Raw genomic sequence first — 18,657 nt, 5'->3', positions numbered from 1 at the left:
GGTAGTCTACCTTTCACGCGGGCTCTTTAAAGCGTTCCAATCCAGTTCTTTAGCAGCTGCGAGCCCACATCACCCGATTTCTCCGGATGGAACTGAGTGGCCCACAACGCACCGTTTTCTACCGCGGCGACAAAGCGGTCACCGCCATACTCAGACCACGCCACCTTCGGTGGCTCAGTAATCTCGGTCTCGAGCTCCCAGCTGCGCGCGGCATAGGAGTGCACGAAATAGAAGCGGTCATCCGCGCTCACGCCTTCAAACATGTGGCTTCCGCTGGGAAGCTCCACGGTGTTCCATCCCATGTGGGGGAGGACGGGAGCCTGTAAGCGGGTGACCTCCCCGGGCCACTCGCCGCAACCTTCGGTGTGCACGCCGTGTTCGGTACCGGACTCAAAAAGAATCTGCATACCCACACAGATTCCCAGGACGGGGCGTCCGCCAGCCAAGCGTTGGCCGATAATCCTCGGTCCCTGCGCGGCGCGCAACCCCTCCATGCAGGCGGCAAAGGCCCCCACGCCGGGGACGAGGAGGCCATCGGCTTCTACAGCCAGTTTCGGGTCCGCGGTGACCGTCACGGTAGCGCCGACCCGCTCCAGCGCGCGCACTGCCGACCGGACATTGCCAGCACCATAATCCAGGACTACTACGTCGTATGAGCTCATCGTGGCTCCTTTCCGGGCCTCCTCGGCCTTCTAATCATGCGCAGACGAGTCTGAATATCATTCAGCTCGCTCACACGGGTCTTGCCCAAAGCGCGGTCAGCCACAGACATGAGCAGGCCAACCGCGATGATGGCGGCACCAGCCGCGAAGGCGCCATCGTATCCGGACATAGCCACGACGGCGCCGAGAACCGTCGAACCAAGTCCAGTTCCACCGTCGTAGAAGATATTCCACACCGCAGAACCTTCGGACAGGCGCTCGCGAGGGAGACGGTCGAACATCGACAACAAGGCCTCGTTCTGGACGATGCCGAAACCCGCACCATAGATGACCGTGCCGAAGACGAGCAGCCATACTGACCATTCTTGCCACAGCACGGCGGCGATTAGACCCACACCAAAGACTGAGAAAGCCTGGGCTGGAATCATCAACGTGCCTGGCTGGCCCACGCGGTCCGCCACGACACCGGCGACATAGCGTGAAATCATGGCCGCGCCACCGATCACGGACAGCATGAGGCCACCCAGGACAGCGCCACGCTCAGGATCCAGCTCGCGCACCGCCGGGGAAATGAAATTGGAGGCGACGCCGTAGCTCACGGAGAAACTGGTCAGAGCGAGCGCTGGGACGAGCACAAGCTTCCACATTGGTGCCCGCGGAGTGGTATCCGTTGGGTCCGGCAACCCCACTGGAGCTGCCTTGATTTGCGGTACCAAAATGCAGGTAAAGAATCCCAGCAGGCCAAGGCCAGCGGCTAGGAGATACACCGTGTTGTAGTTAAAGGCTGAAGCCACTGCGAGACCCAAAGGCAAGAACGCCATCTGGGCTGCACCGATGAACAAACCGAAGATACCGGTGGCCTTGCCCAGCAAACGCCGCGGCGTAATTTCTGCGATGAGAGCGTTCTCCGACACTGTGAGAGCGCCGAAACCGATGCCGCGCAGGGCGGAGAATCCCAGGGCGATCGGGGCGGCATCGCCCAGCATGTGCCCCAATGCCGGCAGCCCCAGCAACAGTGCCGAGGCCGCCATGATCGGACGGTACCCAAAGATGCGCAGCAGCATCGGAGTCGCCATCTGGGTAAGCACCGTCGCTAACATGAACACGCCGGTGGTGGCGCCAGCCAACGTGGCGGAGCCACCGGAGTCCAGCACGGCCAGGGGCACCACTGGAAGCAGGACCGACCAGGCACCGAAGGCGGAAACCACCGCGATCATGGTTTCCTTAAAGCCGGCGACCTTCCATACGCTCTGAGGGGTCTTTTCTGTCACTTCGCTGCCACCCCCGCTGAGAAGATGTCAAGCATCCAGGCCAGCGCCGCGATCGCGGAGACCGCCGCGAGCGCACCCGCGACCACGGTCATCAGCACCGAGCCATTCTGATACGCCGACCACGCGCCGCCGACGAGCAAACCGGTGACCAGAAAGAGAATGAGAACCAACAAGTTCATAACGGCTTAGAGGGCTCCCTTCGTCGAAGGAACTCCGGTCACGCGCGGATCCCGCTCAGTAGCCTGACGCAGGGCGCGGGCCACCGCCTTGTACTCAGCCTCCGTGATGTGGTGCGGATCGCGGCCGTACCACACGTTGACATGCAGAGTCGTCGCCGAGTGCGTGGCAAAGGTTTCGAAGAAGTGACGGTTGATCACCGTGGCGTAGTGCCCGCCGATGACCTGCCACTCCATGTTTTCCGGTTCGCCATTCATCACGAAGTAGGGGCGCCCAGAAATGTCGACAACAGCCTCCACCAGCGCCTCATCCATGGGCAGCAGCTGGGACCCGAAACGGCGGATACCGGACTTGTCCCCCAGTGCTTCCAGGAAGGCACGGCCGAGAACAATCGCGGTGTCTTCGACGGTGTGGTGGGCATCGATGTCGATATCGCCGTCGGCGTGGACGCGAAGGTCGAAGGAGCCGTGGGTGCACACAGCATTCAGCATGTGATCAAAGAACGGCAGCCCCGTCGAAATATCCGCTTGGCCGGTGCCATCGAGGTTGATTTCTACAGAGATCTTTGTCTCCCCAGTAACGCGCTCGGCGCGGCCAATGCGGTCGCCGCCATCGCGGCGTGCAGCTTCATCAGCGCTCATCGTCCCCACGCTCCTCCTTCAAGTCGTGCCCCATAGGAAGGGCTCAGTTAATCATCTCTACTGTATCTGCCAAGTCCTCTGCGGCCGAAAGGAAAGCATCATTCTCTTCAGGCAGGCCTATCGTGGCGCGCAGGAGTCCCGGTACGCCGTTATCTCGGATCAGGACATCGCGGTCCAGGAACCCCTGCCACACCGCGTGCTGATCGGCAAAGCGTCCGAAGGACACGAAGTTGGATTCGCTCGGCACCACGTAGTACCCGAGCTCCTGGAGCCGTGCGACAACCCGGTCCCGCTCCGCCGACAGCTTCGCAACGGTGCCCAAGGTCTCCTCCTTGTGCGCCAGAGCCACGGTGGCCGCGATCTGGGAGAGGACAGAGAGGTGATACGGCAGGCGGACTAGCATGACGGCTTCCACGAAAGCCGGATCGGCCACGAAGTAGCCCAAGCGTCCGCCGGCGAAATCGAAGGCCTTGGACATCGTGCGCGAGACCACGAGCTTGGTGGGATACTTCTCCAGCAGCGTGGTGGCAGAAGGTGAAGGCGAGAACTCCATGTAGGCCTCGTCCACGATGACGATGCCCGGCGCGGCCTGCACGATCTTCTCCACTAGGTCGATCGGGGTGACGTCACCGGTGGGATTGTTCGGGGTGGTGATAAAGACGACGTCGGGGCGGTGCTTGGCGACGGCCTCCAGCGCCTCGTTTTCCGCAATGCGGAAATCCTCGTTCCGCGGGCAGGAGATGAATTCGGTTTGGGTGCCCGCGCACAGGATGGGGTGCATCGAATAGCTCGGTGTAAATCCCAGCGCGCTGCGCCCCGGCCCTCCGAAGGCTTGGAGCAGCTGCTGCAGCACCTCGTTGGAACCATTGGCCGCCCACACGTTGTCCACGCTGACATTCACGCCGGTCTGCTCACTGACATACCCCGCCAGCGCCGTGCGCAGTTCGACGGCGTCGCGCTCTGGATAGCGGTTGAGCTCTCGGGCGTGCTTTTCGACGGCTGCCACGATGTCCTTGACCAGCGCCTCCGACGGCGGGTAGGGGTTCTCGTTGGTGTTGAGCTGGTTGGTCACCGTCAACTGCGGGGCTCCGTAGGCGCTGGAACCGCGCAATTCTTCGCGCAGGGGAAGATCCTTCAACTCAGCCATTACTTAAGCCTCTACTTTCTGGGTATCTGGGGCATCGGCGAATCGTGCAGCAATTGCTTCACCGTGGGCAGGCAGTGCCTCCGCGGTGGCAAAGGCAATCACATTCTCCGCCACCTCCCCGAGCGCTGCGCGGTCATATTCGATGAGGTTGACTGGGCGCAGGAAGGTGTGCGTCGACAGCCCGGCGCTAAACCGCGCGGTTCCCGAGGTGGGCAAGACGTGGTTGGAGCCAGCGGAGTAATCACCGAGCGGCACCGGCGAATAATCACCCACGAAAATGGCACCGGCGTGGCGGATACGCTCCGCTACTGCCCGGGCATTCTTTGTGTGAACCTCCAAGTGCTCAGCGGCATAGGCGTCCGCGACAGCAATGCCCGCTTCGAGGTCATCGACCAACACGATGCCGGACTGTTCGCCGCGCAAAGCCTCGGCTGCGCGCTCGGCGTTCGCGGTGGCGGTGTAGCGCTGAGCTACTTCCGTATTCACGGCGGCGGCCAGCTCCTCCGAGTCGGTGATGAGCACGGAGGCAGCCATCGGATCATGCTCCGCCTGGGAAATGAGGTCATAGGCCACGTAAACGGGGTTGGCGGTCTCGTCGGCTAGGATAGCGATCTCGGTGGGGCCGGCTTCCGCATCGATGCCCACCACTCCCTGCACCGCGCGCTTAGCAGCAGCAACAAAGACATTGCCGGGACCGGTAATGATGTCCACGGGCTCAAGAGCATCCTCCCCCGTGGCGGGTTCATCGTCGCCGTAGGCCAGCAAGGCGATGGCTTGTCCACCACCGACTGCCCAGACATCGTCCACGCCGAGCATGTGGCACGTAGCCAGCACCGTCGGGTGCGGCAGGCCACCGAATTCCTTTTGCGGCGGGGAAGCCACGACCATCGCTTCGGCACCCGCTTCTTGGGCCGGGACGGCATTCATGATGACGGAAGACGGATATACCGCCTTGCCGCCTGGGACGTAAAGCCCTACCCGTTCGATGGGTTGAAAGACCTCGGTAACCGTTGCACCCGGCGCCAGCGTTGTCGTGTGTGAGGCCGGCTTCTGGTCCGCGTGAACGGCGCGCACGCGGGCGATAGATTCTTCGATAGCTGCCCGGACCTGTGGGTCCAGTTCTTGGGCCGCCTTCTCGAGCTCCTCATGCGGGACCCGCACCGCGGCGGGGCGGATGCCATCGAATTTCTCACCGAAGTCGAGGGCCGCCGCAACACCACCTTCTCGCACCTTGTTCACCATGGGGATAACAGTGTCCATGACTGAGGAAACATCGGTTCCGCCTCGCGGCAATACTCGGCGCAGGCGGGAGGTGGTGAGAGTCTCTCCGCGCAGGTCAATGGTTCGTAGCATGCTCAAGCCCTTTTCATAATATACAGCCGCATAATATGCAGCGGTTTCTATACCTTCCCATTACTATACCCGTGCCAAAAAGCCAGCGAGCTGGCAGGTGCAGGTTATAGAATGTGTCACTACTAACACGTTCCGGCACCCCGACTCGGCGAAGGGAGGCGGCGAGATGAGCAACGGCGCCGAAGGTAATGACAGCCACTCCACCTCGGATCTGCTTGCCCGTGTGGAGCACCTCGCGCACCGCGAAAACCTCCACTGCATCCGGGTCAGCGCGCACGAACTCCTCTTCCCCCATCCGCCGCTCGGGGAGACCCGTGCCTTTATGGATACCGAGGGCGAGCCTATTTTGCGCTTCTGCACCACCCACCACGGTGTCTTGGGCTTCGGCGATATCCCCGCACTCAGCGAGTTCGTCAACGACTGGAACCACGATTGTCTTTCGCCGCAGCTCGTGCTCAATTATTCCTCCCCGACCGAGGTCGAGGTGTGGGGCCATTCCTTCCTCGTCGTGCACCAGAAACCCACGGCGGCCCAGCTTTCCGCCTCTGTCATCCCTGCGCTGCACAACGCGGCGGCCTGCCTTGAGGAATTAGCGGATTATTTCCCCGTCTTGACGCTTCCCCGCCCGGCGGCTCCGGAAGAACAGATAGAGCTCGACGGCCCCGTCGGCACAGTCGATACCGCTCGTCTCGGGGAGCTTTTACCCGCTCTCGGCATTACGCGTTTCCAAGCAGATGCGGAAGAGGCCGTCTACGCGTGGATTAACGACGTCCTCTTTGCCTTCGCCATCGACTCTGGGCCGAGCCTCATCATTAAAGGCCATTGGGATCCCAACCTCCCAGGAAGCGAGTTCTCCAAAATTTTCCTCATCTGCAATGACTGGAACCGCACCAATCACTCGGCTTCTGCCTTCTGCCACTCCAACGTCGATGGCTTGCAGGTGCGCATTGACTACGCCGTTATGACGGGCGCTGGGCTTTCCGACGCCCAACTGATCACCGCCCTAGGCCGCGGCATCAAACACGTCCTCCACGGCATCGATGACATTTCACGCGATGCCGTGGGCTCCTCCCCCGTCGCGTGGCCCTAAGGAGCCTCTGCCTCAGCCGCCATTGCCTCCGCTTCTTCGTCGTCCACGGCACGAGGAGGATTGACAAATACTGCGGACCAGTACGTAAACATGGCCATGAACGGCCCCACGAGCCAGGCGATGCCGGGCGAGAATTTCGGCACGAACTCCACAATTTCCCCGGGATCGTCCGGGATACTCGTTGCGGTAGCTCCACCAAAGACGTAGAACGACGCCGCGCCAGCCAACGAAGCCAGGGCTACCCACAGCAATACCCCGACGCCGCGGTAGCGCTCGCCGCGCCGATAGGCAATAAGCCCCAACGCCATACCCAGGGCACCGGTAATGAGTACAAAAGTAATGTAGGAATCAAACTGAACGTTAGCGACGTTGCGCAGGGCGTAGCCGCCATCATCAACCCGGTGCCCCTTGAGGGCAGGACGCCACAGCCCCCACGCGGCGCCGGCCACAGAAAACCCGAGGAGCGCTAACGCGAGCAACCCCGCACCAAATCCGATGGCGCGGGGTATGCGAAAGCTAGGTGCACGCAGTGCAGGCACGATATGTTCTAGCCGCAGAAGGTCCAGTTGCCGTTCTCACGCTTGAAGCGCATGGTGGAGCTGTCCATGCCCTTGCTGGTGTTGACGTTCACGGTTGCGGATGCATCGTCACCGTTGACCACGACATCGTTGATGGACTCAACACCGGTCTTGGACCAGTCGAAGCCTTCCATCTGCGAGGTGTCCTGGCCAGCTGCCGCCATCATGTCCTTGAGCTGGTCCATCGGAACATCCGGAACCTGGTTGTAGTCCACCTGGTCAAGGCCGGAGTTCGGGTCGTTGCGCACTTCAGCGCAGGTGTGCTCCGGGAGGTACTTCACGAAGGAACGCATGGTCTGCTGCTCGTACATGCCACGGACCAGACCATTGATGCCGTCAATGTCTTCCTGGCTTGCAGCCTCACCCTGGACCGGCTCAACCTTCGGCATGCTCTGGAACGGATCCACACCGTTCTCGAAGGGGTTAGCCATGGCCTGGTTTTCGCCGCCCTCGGGGTTCTCCCCTTCCGGCTTCGGATCGGCGTTCTCGCCGCCCTTATTCTTTTCGCCTTCCTTCTTTTCGTCTCCCTCCTTCTTTTCAGAATCCTTCTCCTTCGACTGCTCCTCGGAGGTCTTGTCCTTGGACTCCGTCGTGGTGGTGGTCTTCACCGCGGAGGAAGCGGTATCGGTAGCGTTCTCATCATCGGAACCGCAAGCAGCCAAGGAGAGCGGCGCGACGAGCGCAACAGCGACGAGGGACTTCTTGGCAGGTGTCAGAAAAGACAAGGGATAACTCCTAATATCTATAGAGAGCGATAGTAAAAACCACGCTGGGCGTGGCAGTTGCTCTTGGGCACTTCACATAACCCTAACAAGGCATGATTGTATAAACCCTACACTTCACCTTGAAGCTTCCTGTGAGCCACGCTTGGTGTTTTTCCGCGCCGCGTAGAGTGGGTTGTTGTGCACCTTTCTCGCGACGCTATCGTTTCCACCGCCCTCGAGCTCTTGACACGCTACGGGCTCGCCGATGTCACCATGCGCCGTGTTGCCACCAACCTCGGCGTTGCTCCCGGCGCGCTGTACTGGCATGTGGCCAATAAGCAATCGCTCATCGCCGCAATGACCTCCGAGATCCTCTCCCCCGTTACAGGAGAGACCACAACGGAGCTGGTCAGCTCCCTTCATGGGGAACTCACGCGCTGGCGCGACGGCGCCGAAGTCGCCATAGCAGGTGCCGCCTTCCCCGAATCCTCAGCAAGTTCTGACTTGGAGAAGCTTTTCACCTCCGCGTTAAAGCGGGAAGCCCCCGGGGCATCACCGGAGGATAGAGGTGTCGCAGCCCGTGCTCTCATCCATTACGTCCTGGGAGCGACCTTCATGGAGCAATCCCGCGAACAGCTCAGTGGGGCGTCGCCAAGCGCAGCTCCCTCAGCGTCGAATGCTGTGTCAGGCGTTGACACCTTGGTGCGCGCCGCAGAACTCATGGTCGCGGGTTTACGCACGCTGTGAACCGATCGCATGCAGCGGAATTGACTAAACTAAGCCTCATGACTGAGACCCGTGCTGATATAACGCCATCTCGCCAGGTGTGGCCTGGTTCCCCCTCCCCACTCGGCTCCACCTTCGATGGGGCCGGTACTAATTTTGCTATCTTTTCCGAGATCGCCGAGAAGGTCGAGCTCTGCCTCATCGATCACAACGGCAACGAAGAACGCATTGAACTGACCGAGATCACCGCCCACGTCTGGCATGCCTACCTTCCCAACGTCAGCCCGGGGCAGCGCTATGGCTACCGCATCCATGGCCCTTATGAACCAGAACATGGCCTGCGCTGCGATCCCTCAAAACTTCTTGTCGATCCTTATGCTCGCGCCTTCGACGGTGACTTTGATGGCGATGCCTCTCTGTACTCCTACGATATCTTCGCGGACGAGCCCGGCACCGGACGCAACGACGATGATTCCCTAGGCCACACAATGCTGTCGGTGGTGATTAATCCCTTCTTCGAGTGGCACGGCGACAACCGCCCCCACACGCCGGATAACGAGACCATCATCTACGAAGCCCACGTCAAGGGCATGACGATGACGCACCCGGATGTTCCGGAGGAGCTGCGCGGAACCTATGCCGGCATGGCACACCCGGCCATCATCAACTACTTCAAGGACCTGGGTGTGACAGCCGTCGAGCTGCTGCCAGTCCACCAGTTCCTGCAGGATGATCGCCTGCGCCAGCTGGGGCTGCGCAACTACTGGGGCTATAACACCTTCGGTTTCTTCGCGCCCCATGCGGACTATGCCTACGCCAAGAAGCCCGGCGAGGTGGTCGCCGAGTTCAAGGCCATGGTTCGCGCCTACCACGAGGCCGGCATCGAAATCATCCTCGACGTTGTCTACAACCACACCGCCGAGGGCAACCACATGGGTCCGACCATTGCTTTCCGCGGCATTGATAACCACGCCTATTACCGGTTGGTTGATGACAACCCCGAGCACTACATGGACTACACCGGCACCGGTAACTCTCTTAATGTCCGCCACCCGCACTCCCTCCAGTTGATCATGGATTCGCTGCGCTACTGGGTAACGGAAATGCGCGTCGACGGCTTCCGCTTCGACCTGGCTTCCACCCTGGCGCGCGAGCTTGATGACGTCGACAAGCTGGCTACCTTCTTCGATCTAGTCCAGCAAGATCCGGTGGTTTCCAAGGTCAAGCTCATCGCCGAGCCCTGGGACGTGGGCCATAACGGCTACCAGGTTGGTAACTTCCCGCCCATTTGGAGCGAGTGGAACGGCAAGTACCGCGATACCGTCCGTGACTTTTGGCGCGGCGAGCCGTCGACGATGGGCGAGTTTGCCTCGCGCCTTACCGGATCTTCCGACCTCTACGCCAACAACGGCCGCCGCCCCACCGCGTCCATCAATTTCATCACCGCGCACGATGGCTTCACGCTGCGTGATTTGGTCTCCTACAACGAAAAGCACAATGCCGACAACGGGGAAGACAACCGCGACGGTGAATCCCACAACCGCTCCTGGAACCACGGTGTGGAGGGCCCCACTGACGACGAAGAGATTAAGAAGCTTCGCCGCCGCCAGGTGCGTAACTTCCTCACCACCCTTCTGCTGTCCCAGGGCACCCCGATGCTGTGCCACGGCGATGAGCTGGGCCGCACCCAGGGCGGCAACAACAATGTGTACTGCCAAGACAACGAGATTTCGTGGATCGATTGGTCGATGTTGGAGCAAGAGAAGAACATCGCCATGCACGGCTTTACCAAGCGCCTGATTAATATCCGCAAGAACCACCCGGTGTTCCGTCGCCAGCGTTTCTTGGCCGGCGGCCCCTTCGGTTCTGAGGTGAAAGACCGAGATATTGCGTGGCTGGTTCCCTCCGGCAAGCTGATGACCCCTGAAGACTGGGACTTTGAGTTCGGTAAGGCGCTTATGGTCTACCTCAACGGCAATGCGATTACGGAGACGACTGCCCGGGGTGAGCGCATCACGGATGATTCCTTCATCATGATCTTCAACGCTCACCACGAGGAGATCGAGTTCACTCTGCCGAAGAAGGACTTGGGTGCTAGCTGGCGCCTCATCGTGGATACGTCTGACTCCGGTGGCTACCCAGATGAAGAAAAGCTCATCGCGGCTGAGGGATCCATCGTGGTGCAACCGCGCACGTCGCTCATCCTCCGCCAGACCGAGCCGCCGGTTTTCGATGACAGCGATGAGTCCGCCGGAGCAGACGAGAACTAGACTGCTCCTTTACCACCTACGCTCTGCTCCCCTGTCCTGAAAGGAATCTGTGTCCTATACCGCCCATGGCGCTGTCATTGATGTCACCGCCGATGCCCTCACGTTCCGCCGCTCCCAGCTTGCTGCGTCCCTCGGCGCACCGGCCCACGAGGCTCTCTCGATGGCCGATGCCACGAGCGTGGAGTGCACGGCGCCAACGGCCACGGGCTTCGGGCAGGTCGTGGTGCGCGGCACGGTCGATGCTGCGGGGAATGCTGGGGACACGGTCATCCGCTTCGCCCCAGGCCAGGACGCGGAGGCCTTCGCTCAGGCGGTCAAGGCCGCCCTCCGCGGCGAAGCGCCGGCGACCAGCAGCCGAGTCGACGGACTGAATTTCACCGCTGTCGATGTGGAAACCGCTAACGACAACTGGGGTTCGGTCTGCCAAATCGGCGCGGTCCGCTTCCGCGATGGTGAAGAAACTGAGTCCCGCACGTGGCTGTGTACTCCCCCGCCGGGTCTGGAGCACTTCGACGATGTCAACATCAGTATCCACGGCATCACAGCAGACGACGTCGCCGGCGCTTCCCCCTTCGCGGACGCCGCTGCCGAGCTCTTCGAGTTCCTCGGTTCCGACACGTTGGTCGCCCACAACGCGCAATTCGATTCCACCGCTTTGCGCAGTGGCCTCCAGAAGGCGGCGGCTCCAGTCCCAGAAGTGCGCCTAGCATGTTCGCTAGCGCTGGCTCGCGACGCCTCCCGCGCCGGCGTTATCGACGTGGCCAACCATAAGCTTCCCACCGTTGCCTCCTACATTGGCGCCGAAGATTTTCAGCACCACGAGGCCACGGCGGATGCCCGCGCCGCTGGGGAAATTGTCAGCGCCTTGGCTCAACGTTTTGGCCACTCCGGTTCCATCGAGGAATTGTTCTCTACCCGCGAGTTTGCACTGGGAACCTTAAGCAAGGAGGCGGTTATCCCTGTCCTCCGCGCCAACACCGCGCCGCTTTCCGCAGCAGACCTAGGCGCGGGAACAGATTTCCGCGACAACACCCGCATGGCGGGTGCTACCTCAGGTGCTCAGAAGAAGCGCTCCTCCTCGCAGGAGCGCCGCGGGCCGGCCCCGTGGCAGTCCGTGTCCACCCCGGACACCATCCCGGATCCGAACCCCGATGCCGACCCGGAAGGCGCGTTGTTTGGCCAGAATGTCACCCTCACCGGTGACTTTGAGCCTTTCGACAAGGGCTTGTTGTGGTCCAAGATCGCTGAGCGCGGCGGCCAGGTAGGCAAAAACGTCACGAAGAAGACCACCATCCTCGTCGTGGGCCAGTGGGCCACCAAGACGTCGAAGGAAAAGCGTGCCGAAGAGCTGCAAAGCAACGGCCAGGACATCGCCATCTGGCAGTCCGACAAGCTCTTAGAGGAACTGCAGCTCGACGAAGCCCCACCGTTCTAGGCAGTAAAAGGCGCTAGGGCGCTAGGGCATCCAGGCTCTAGCGCGCGGTGAAATTTCTCTTCTCCGGTGGGAACCTGCGGGCGCAAGACACAGTCCAATAAAGGCAAGGAATCTGCACGAGCCTACCTTTCACGGAGACGAACACATGACCATCGCGCTGCCCACCTCGCTTCACGTCGATCACCTGCTCCCTTCACTCTGCCCGAGCGAAGAGCTCAACGGAATTAAGCTGTGCGATGATGGCTTCGGCGACTCGCCCGCGTGCATCCAGCTCTCGCGGACGCTATCGATGTCCATGGTGCACGGCACGGGTGCCGAAACCAAGCGCGTGAGCCAGCGTGCGTTGGACGATCTGGGCCTGACTACGCGCCAAGCGTGGGATACCGCAGCGCTCAATCTTCAACGCCGCGCGTTAACACAGCAGGGACTGCGTTTCTTTACCCGGCCAGCGGAGCAGAGTCTCAGCGGCGCTGAAGGCAGCCTCGAGGTGCGCGTGCATCGCTGCACCGTATCGTCGTGGTTGGCGCATCCGCAGGCCTTCGTTATCCTGGATAATCATCTGAAACGCTTGAGCCAAGCCACGAGTATTACCTACCTCGTTCCTGATGCGCACACCCTCTACGCGCTGCTGAACGTTTCCCCACAGCGAGCGACGGAACTGGCCTGCCGCGCGGCCGAGTTGCGCCCGCGCCATCGTCCCCCTCTGAGCCTGCAACCACTAGTATTGGCTAACGGCTTCCCTCTCGAGGTGTAGATACGCCTCACGTCATTCTTGCCGTGGCCGAAAGGAGTCACGTTCTTCACAATGCCTGAATCATCCATGTCCCGCCTGGGCAACCAGTACCACTCCTGGGTACGCGCGCACCCCACCGCGGCGCAAGACTTCCGCGACGCCATCGAGGACTTGCTGAACGACGCCGGAATTATCTTCGACCGCGTGGCCACCCGTGTAAAACAATGGCCGTCGCTCAAGGCCAAGGCGAAGAAGCGTCGAGAGAACGGCGAGCTCATGTATCCGAACCCGTGGGAGGATATTCACGATGTTTTGGGCGTGCGGATTACTGTCTTCCACTCCACGATTATCCCAGAGGCCCTGGAGGTTTTAGGAGAGACCTTTACCGTGCTTCGCTCAGTGGATAAGGCAGCGGAGACGCGAATTTCCGGTGGGTTTGGTTATGGCTCCCATCACTTGGTACTGACGGTATCGGAGGATAGCGCCGCCACGCTGGAGGAACTTGAGCCTTATATCGGCTGGACCTTCGAGATTCAGATTCGCACCGTACTCCAGCACGCGTGGGCCGAGTTCGAACACGATATCCGCTACAAACAGGGTCCGAATCCTCCCTCCCCACAGGTCGATCGGCTCTTTACGCTCGCCGCAGGCCTCATTGAGCTGGCGGATCAGCAATTCGATGAAATCGCCGCGCTCAAGGCTCCCAGCTCTGAGACGGACGATGACGTGGAAATCACGGCAGAGACCCTCCCCGGCGTCCTCGCCATCATTCTGGGTAACCGCTTTCCGCGTTCACGCTCGGAGCACTACCGCTTCCTGGCGGAGCTTTTAGAAAACAACGGCATCACACACTTGAGCCAGCTCAGGCAGCTACTCGATGATGACGACATCGCCCACGTTCACGACGCCATGCGCTACCGCTTCCGCCCGGGCCAGGTCAGGCTTATCGACGACCTGCTGCTCAACAAATTCGGCGCCCAGCACATCGAGGCCACCGCCGATGCCGGCGACCGCAGGGACCGCAAGCGCCGCTTGAACGCGCGCCTGAAGGCCTTAAAGAACTTCCGGAATAATTAGCGGAATCCGCCGCGGAACTTCTCCATCTGCCGGCGCTCCTTCTTCGTGGGGCGGCCGGCACCGCGCGGGCGGACCGGGACGGAGGGCATGAACTCCTTCGGCGGTGGCGGCGGGGCATGGTCGATGTAACAGGTGCGCGCAATCGGGGCGCCGACGCGCTTGGACACGGTAGCAAGCACCTCAAGGTCATGCTCGTGATGGTTGCGCCACACGCGCACGCGGTCGCCGGGCACAACCTGCTGCGCGGGCTTGGTGGCGTTGCCGTTGAGTTTGACGTGCCCAGCGCGCACGGCAGTGGCGGCTTCCGAGCGCGTCTTGAACATGCGCACGGACCAGACCCAGGCATCGATGCGCACGGGCCGCCCGTCGGGCTGATTCACCATAGGTTCTTAAAAGTTGTGGTTCTCGTTCACGATCTTCTGGATCTTGACCCAGTTGTAGACGCCGCCGACCACGGCGACGACGAGGCCAATCGCCATCCAAGTCCAGAAAGCGGTGAGCGCCCAGCCCAAGAGGACACCGCCGGCGACGCCGCCCACGACGCAGATAGCTCCATTGCGGGCGTGGGTGCGCACGGCTTGCTTGCGTTGCTCGATGGGGTTGTTGGGGCGTCGCTGCATAGTCATGGGGCTTATTCTACATGGACAGAAGCTAGCGGCCTGAAAGCTCGACCCAGGCAGTTCCAGCTTCCTTCGGTTCTGCCTCGCCCTGGGTCAGCGCCGCGAGCGTCGCCGCGAGTTCCTCCTTGCCGCCGGGCTCCACAGACACGGTGAAGGTCACCGCCTGGCCATAAGCGGTATCCACCATGTCGACGCCGCGGTTGCGCAGCTCCGCTTCCAGCCGCCCGGCCTCCGCATGGGACACTTCGACGGTATAGAGCTCGCGCAAGGCACGCGTGACGGGCTCAACCTGCTCCATCGTCTCGCTGACGGCACCTCCATAGGCGTGCACGAGCCCGCCCGCGCCCAGCTTGATACCGCCGAAGTAGCGCACCACGACCGCACAGATATCGAGCAGTCCGGAGCCCTTCAGAACATCGAGCATCGGCTTGCCCGCCGTGCCGGAGGGCTCGCCATCATCGGAGGAGCGCTCCACTGGATTCGAGCCGTCAACGTGGTAGATGTAGGCCGAGCAGTGGTGGCGGGCGTCAGGGAAGCGGTCGCGGGCGCCGTCGATAAGCGTGCGTGCTTCCGCTTCCGTCGTGGCGCGGCCTATGAGGGTGATAAACCGCGAGCGCTTGATCTCAATCTCGTGCTCGACAATCTCACCGGCGGCGGGGCGCTGATAGCTCTCCAGCATTATGCGACGAGGAAGTCGTACTCAGGCGTGCCGGGCTGAAGCTGCTGGCAGTTGAGCTTCGATTTCTCCATTCGCTCCAGCAGTCCGTCGATACCTGCGGCACTCCCCAACTCGATACCCACCAGCGCGGCGCCGGTCTCGCGGTTGTTGCGCTTGAGGTACTCGAACAACGTGATGTCATCTTCAGGGCCGAGAACATCCTGCAGGAAGTGGCGCAGCTGGCCTGGCTCCTGCGGGAAGTTCACCAGGAAGTAGTGCTTGAGTCCGCGGTGCACCAGGGAGCGCTCCATGATTTCGGCATAGCGAAGCACGTCATTATTGCCGCCGGAAATCACGCAGACCACCGTTGAGCCCGGCTGCAGGTTGAGCGTGCGCAGACCGGTCACGCTCAGCGCGCCGGCAGGTTCGGCGATGATGCCCTCGTTTTGGTACAGCGCGAGCTGTTCCGTGCACACGGCGCCTTCCGAGACGATGTCATGGTGCAGGCGGCCCTGGTTGGCTTCCAGAATCTTGAAAGGCAGCTCGCCGATGCGCTTGACGGCAGCACCGTCGACGAAGGGATCGACGGTCTCCAGGGTCACCGGCTCACCGGCCGCAAACGCAGCGCTCAGCGACGCCGCCCCGGCCGGCTCAATGCCCACCACCGCGGTGCGCGGGGCCATATCGGCGAGGTAAGAGGTGATGCCGGAAATGAGTCCGCCGCCGCCCACGGGGACCACCACGGTATCCAAGGACTTGCCCATCGAGGACAGCTGGGACACGATTTCCGCGGCCACAGTTCCCTGACCGGTGACGGTATCGCGCGAGTCGAAAGGCTCGATGAAGAAGGCGCCGCGCTCGGCGGCATCCGCGTGCGCGGCCGCAGCCGCCTCGTCGAAGTTGGCGCCGGTGACCACCAACTCCACGAAATCACCACCGTGAACCAGGATGCGGTCGCGTTTTTGCTTCGGGGTCGGTTCCGGCACGTAGATCTTGCCGTGGATTCCCATGGTGCGGCAGGCGTAGGCGACGCCCTGGGCGTGATTTCCCGCCGAGGCGGTAACTATCCCCTGCGTGCGCTGCTCTTCGCTGAGATTTGACATGCCGTAAATAGCCCCGCGGATCTTGTAGGAGCGCACATCCTGCAGATCTTCGCGCTTCAGGTACACCTCATAACCTGTCTCTTGGGACAGGCGCGGGCAGTACTGCAGCGGAGTCGGGGCAATCTCCGAGCTAATTCGCGATTGGGCCAGTTGGATATCAGAGGCGTGGATAGGCTCGAAGTCTTGCGGGATGGTTGTCATGGTGGCTTATTTTAGCGCCCCGCCCTCCACGCGTCGCACATTACCTAGCATTCGACCGGTTCACCGAACGTTTACCCAGATCTCGTTTGGCCGCAACTTACTGTTCCCCAAAAGCACTAGGGGCAAACGTACGGTGGTGCGGAATCTTTTCGTCTCGCAACAAGGAGTCTTTCTGCATGTCTCGTTCTATCTCCCGCCGCTCCCTCACCCTGTGCGCTGCGACCGCCACGTGCCTTAGCCTGGCTGTACCGACTTCCTCGGCTGCGATCGTAGAGAATGTCATCGAGCACTCTGCTGCCGACGCTAACCTCAAGGTCACCCCGATTGGCACCTATGAGTCTGGGGTCTACGAAGAGTCCGCCGCAGAGATCGTGGCCTTCCACCCGGCCTCCAAGCGCATTCTCACCGTCAACGCGCATGCGGGCCAGATTGATGTCCTCGATGCTTCGGATCCGACCAAGCTCACGCTCATCGGTTCCATTTCTGCTGGCGAGGGCAAGGAAATCAACTCCGTGGCCGTGCGCCCCGATGGCCTGGCTGTGGCCGCCGTCCAGCAAGCGGTCAAGACCGAGGAGGGCGAAGCACTGTTCTTCAACGCCGCAGCCGAAGACCTGACGACCGCCGAATTAGGGCGCGTGATGGTGGGCGCTTTGCCGGATAACGTCCACATCACCGCCGATGGTGGCTACGCTCTCCTCGCCAATGAGGGCGAGCCCTCGAACGAGCTCAACGCCGAGGGCACCGATTACGTCACGGACCCGGAAGGTTCCGTCTCCGTCATTAAGCTGCCGGAGGGTGTTGAGGCTCCAACCCAAGCGGACGCCCGTATCGCCGACTTCTCTGCCTTCGACGGTCAGCCTTTGCCGGAGGGCGTGCGCGTCTTCGGCCCCTCCGGCCACGATTCCAAGCCCTCTATCGACTTCGAGCCGGAGTACATCACCTCCCAGGACAGCAAGGCCTTTGTAACGCTGCAGGAGGCCAACGCCATCGGTGTCATTGACATCGAGTCCGCCACCGTGGAAAAGATTCTGCCTGCACACATTGCGGATCACTCGACAGTCCCGCTGGACCCCTCGAACAAGGATGACAAGGCGGAGCTGCGCACCATCCCGGTTAAGGGTCTGTCCATGCCCGATTCCATCGGTGCCTTCACCGCTGGCGGCCAGACCTACTTCGCCACCGCGAACGAGGGCGACGCCCGCGAATGGGGCATGGAGGAGAAGGACGGCGGTTCCGGCGTTTACACCGATGAGGTGGAGCTCAAGGACGTGGTCGAGGATGGCAAGGTGTGCGAGGGCGCGCTTGGCGACGTCGACCTGGACAAGCTCGCCGACAAGAAGGAAGCCGGCAACCTGAAGCTGAGCAACGCCTCTGGCTGGAACGAAGAGAAGGGCTGCTTCGACGAGCTTTATGCTTACGGCTCCCGTTCCTTTAGCATCTACGACGCGGAGGGCAACGTTGTCTTCGACTCCGGTGCCGAGTTCGAAAAGATCACCGCCGAGCTCAACGAGCCGGGCGTGTTCCACCACAACGCCGATAATGAGAGCGCCGAGTTTGATGACCGCTCCGACAACAAGGGCCCCGAGCCCGAGGCTCTCACTATCGGCACCGTGGGAGACCGCACCTACGCCTTCATCGGCGCGGAGCGCGTCGGCGGCATCTTTGTCTACGACGTCACCGACCCTGCCAACTCTTCCTTCGTTACCTACGTCAACAACCGCGACTTCTCCACCGACGAGTCCGCTGCTGCCGGCGACCTAGGCCCGGAGGGCTTTGCCTTCGTCGACAAGGCGGACTCCCCCAACGGCGAGTACCTGCTCATCGTCGGCAACGAGGTATCCGGAACCACGACCGTCTACTCCGTGAAGGATCTCCTCGCCGGCGACAAGGACGCCGAGGAGAAGCCGGACGAGAATCCGGATGAGAACCCTGGTGATGACTCGCAGGACCAGGACGACCAGAACAAGGACGGCCAGAGCTCCCGCCCGTCCACCGCGGCCACCATCGCTGGTTCTGTCATCGGTGCCATCGCCGCCCTAGCCGCTGTCGTAGGCCTGCTGCGTGCCCCGGGTATCCGTGAAACGGTTCTCAGCCTGGCCCCTGCACCGCTGCGCGAGCAGCTGGAGAAGTTCCTCTAGCCCCTACCGCGCTCCTGGGGAGGGCTGCTACATTGAAATGGGCTTGCACCAAGCCCTCCCCCTTTTTCTCATC

General features: G+C 61.6%; 19 protein-coding genes. 7 read left to right on the top strand and 12 right to left on the bottom strand.

The genetic code is table 11. The features are described 5' to 3' along the window. Positions 1-26 precede the first annotated feature (26 nt). The 6 genes from hisH to hisD are packed head-to-tail and all read right to left on the bottom strand — an operon-like array spanning position 27 to position 5,251. The gene (gene hisH / locus FME68_RS03720; protein ID WP_158396102.1) at positions 27-662 is read right to left on the bottom strand and encodes an imidazole glycerol phosphate synthase subunit HisH; all 636 of its coding nucleotides are present in this window, start codon (positions 660-662) and stop codon (positions 27-29) included. Further along, positions 659-1,933: an MFS transporter gene (locus FME68_RS03715; RefSeq protein WP_500683223.1), complete on the bottom strand. Its 1,275-nt coding sequence runs from the start codon at positions 1,931-1,933 to the stop codon at positions 659-661. The genes hisH and FME68_RS03715 overlap by 4 nt, the downstream gene beginning before the upstream one ends. Further along, on the bottom strand, positions 1,930-2,112 hold the full coding sequence (locus FME68_RS03710; RefSeq protein ID WP_158396100.1) for a CG2302 family histidine operon protein: 183 nt from the start codon (positions 2,110-2,112) through the stop codon (positions 1,930-1,932). The genes FME68_RS03715 and FME68_RS03710 overlap by 4 nt, the downstream gene beginning before the upstream one ends. Before the next feature lie 6 nt (positions 2,113-2,118). Continuing rightward, the gene (gene hisB / locus FME68_RS03705; protein ID WP_158396098.1) at positions 2,119-2,751 is read right to left on the bottom strand and encodes an imidazoleglycerol-phosphate dehydratase HisB; all 633 of its coding nucleotides are present in this window, start codon (positions 2,749-2,751) and stop codon (positions 2,119-2,121) included. Between the two features lie 43 nt (positions 2,752-2,794). Further along, on the bottom strand, positions 2,795-3,898 hold the full coding sequence (locus FME68_RS03700) for a histidinol-phosphate transaminase (RefSeq protein ID WP_158396096.1): 1,104 nt from the start codon (positions 3,896-3,898) through the stop codon (positions 2,795-2,797). A 3-nt stretch (positions 3,899-3,901) separates the two neighbouring features. Next, positions 3,902-5,251 carry a histidinol dehydrogenase gene (gene hisD, locus FME68_RS03695; RefSeq protein WP_158396094.1) on the bottom strand — a complete coding sequence of 450 codons (1,350 nt, stop codon included), beginning with the start codon at positions 5,249-5,251 and terminating at the stop codon, positions 3,902-3,904. Between the two features lie 166 nt (positions 5,252-5,417). Between hisD and FME68_RS03690 the strand changes: the two genes are divergently transcribed. After that, positions 5,418-6,341, top strand: a complete 924-nt coding sequence (locus FME68_RS03690) for a YbjN domain-containing protein (RefSeq protein ID WP_158396092.1) — start codon at positions 5,418-5,420, stop codon at positions 6,339-6,341. On the opposite strand, the gene FME68_RS03685 is transcribed toward FME68_RS03690, so the two are convergent. Both FME68_RS03685 and FME68_RS03680 read right to left on the bottom strand, forming a co-directional pair. Further along, positions 6,338-6,880 carry a hypothetical protein gene (locus tag FME68_RS03685; protein WP_232745218.1) on the bottom strand — a complete coding sequence of 181 codons (543 nt, stop codon included), beginning with the start codon at positions 6,878-6,880 and terminating at the stop codon, positions 6,338-6,340. The genes FME68_RS03690 and FME68_RS03685 overlap by 4 nt on opposite strands. A gap of 8 nt (positions 6,881-6,888) precedes the next feature. After that, positions 6,889-7,644, bottom strand: coding sequence for a hypothetical protein (locus FME68_RS03680; protein ID WP_158396090.1), 756 nt, complete (start codon positions 7,642-7,644; stop codon positions 6,889-6,891). Positions 7,645-7,821: 177 nt separating this feature from the next. Between FME68_RS03680 and FME68_RS03675 the strand changes: the two genes are divergently transcribed. From FME68_RS03675 to FME68_RS03655, 5 genes are all read left to right on the top strand, one after another. Continuing rightward, positions 7,822-8,370 (top strand): TetR family transcriptional regulator, encoded by a 549-nt coding sequence (locus FME68_RS03675; RefSeq protein ID WP_046647998.1) that lies wholly within the window; start codon positions 7,822-7,824, stop codon positions 8,368-8,370. Between the two features lie 38 nt (positions 8,371-8,408). Further along, entirely contained in the window at positions 8,409-10,619 is a 2,211-nt protein-coding gene (glgX, locus tag FME68_RS03670) for a glycogen debranching protein GlgX (RefSeq protein ID WP_049155312.1), read from the top strand. A 49-nt stretch (positions 10,620-10,668) separates the two neighbouring features. Continuing rightward, positions 10,669-12,054 (top strand): 3'-5' exonuclease, encoded by a 1,386-nt coding sequence (locus FME68_RS03665; RefSeq protein ID WP_049155310.1) that lies wholly within the window; start codon positions 10,669-10,671, stop codon positions 12,052-12,054. Positions 12,055-12,199: 145 nt separating this feature from the next. After that, entirely contained in the window at positions 12,200-12,808 is a 609-nt protein-coding gene (locus tag FME68_RS03660) for a hypothetical protein (protein ID WP_049155309.1), read from the top strand. 51 nt (positions 12,809-12,859) lie between these two features. Beyond that, positions 12,860-13,864, top strand: coding sequence for a GTP pyrophosphokinase (locus tag FME68_RS03655; RefSeq protein WP_070546801.1), 1,005 nt, complete (start codon positions 12,860-12,862; stop codon positions 13,862-13,864). On the opposite strand, the gene FME68_RS03650 is transcribed toward FME68_RS03655, so the two are convergent. From FME68_RS03650 to ilvA, 4 genes are read right to left on the bottom strand one after another with little or no spacing between them, the layout of a single operon-like run. Further along, complete coding sequence (locus FME68_RS03650; protein ID WP_010190494.1) at positions 13,861-14,247, bottom strand: RNA-binding S4 domain-containing protein; 387 nt, start codon at positions 14,245-14,247, stop codon at positions 13,861-13,863. The genes FME68_RS03655 and FME68_RS03650 overlap by 4 nt on opposite strands. Before the next feature lie 6 nt (positions 14,248-14,253). Next, positions 14,254-14,490, bottom strand: a complete 237-nt coding sequence (locus tag FME68_RS03645) for a hypothetical protein (RefSeq protein WP_046647994.1) — start codon at positions 14,488-14,490, stop codon at positions 14,254-14,256. Positions 14,491-14,515: 25 nt separating this feature from the next. After that, positions 14,516-15,163, bottom strand: a complete 648-nt coding sequence (locus tag FME68_RS03640; protein ID WP_070515719.1) for a YigZ family protein — start codon at positions 15,161-15,163, stop codon at positions 14,516-14,518. Then, complete coding sequence (ilvA, locus tag FME68_RS03635; protein WP_070515721.1) at positions 15,163-16,446, bottom strand: threonine ammonia-lyase IlvA; 1,284 nt, start codon at positions 16,444-16,446, stop codon at positions 15,163-15,165. The genes FME68_RS03640 and ilvA overlap by 1 nt, the downstream gene beginning before the upstream one ends. 176 nt (positions 16,447-16,622) lie before the next feature. Here ilvA and FME68_RS03630 point away from each other — a divergent pair, with 176 nt between their 5' ends. After that, positions 16,623-18,584 (top strand): choice-of-anchor I family protein, encoded by a 1,962-nt coding sequence (locus FME68_RS03630; protein ID WP_158396088.1) that lies wholly within the window; start codon positions 16,623-16,625, stop codon positions 18,582-18,584. The last annotated feature ends 73 nt before the right edge of the window (positions 18,585-18,657 follow it).

Source organism: Corynebacterium hiratae, assembly GCF_009708045.1.
In the GTDB taxonomy this organism is placed as follows: Bacteria; Actinomycetota; Actinomycetes; order Mycobacteriales; family Mycobacteriaceae; genus Corynebacterium; species Corynebacterium hiratae.
Note: the sequence above shows the minus strand (reverse complement) of the source record. Positions and strands in the feature narration are given on the sequence as shown.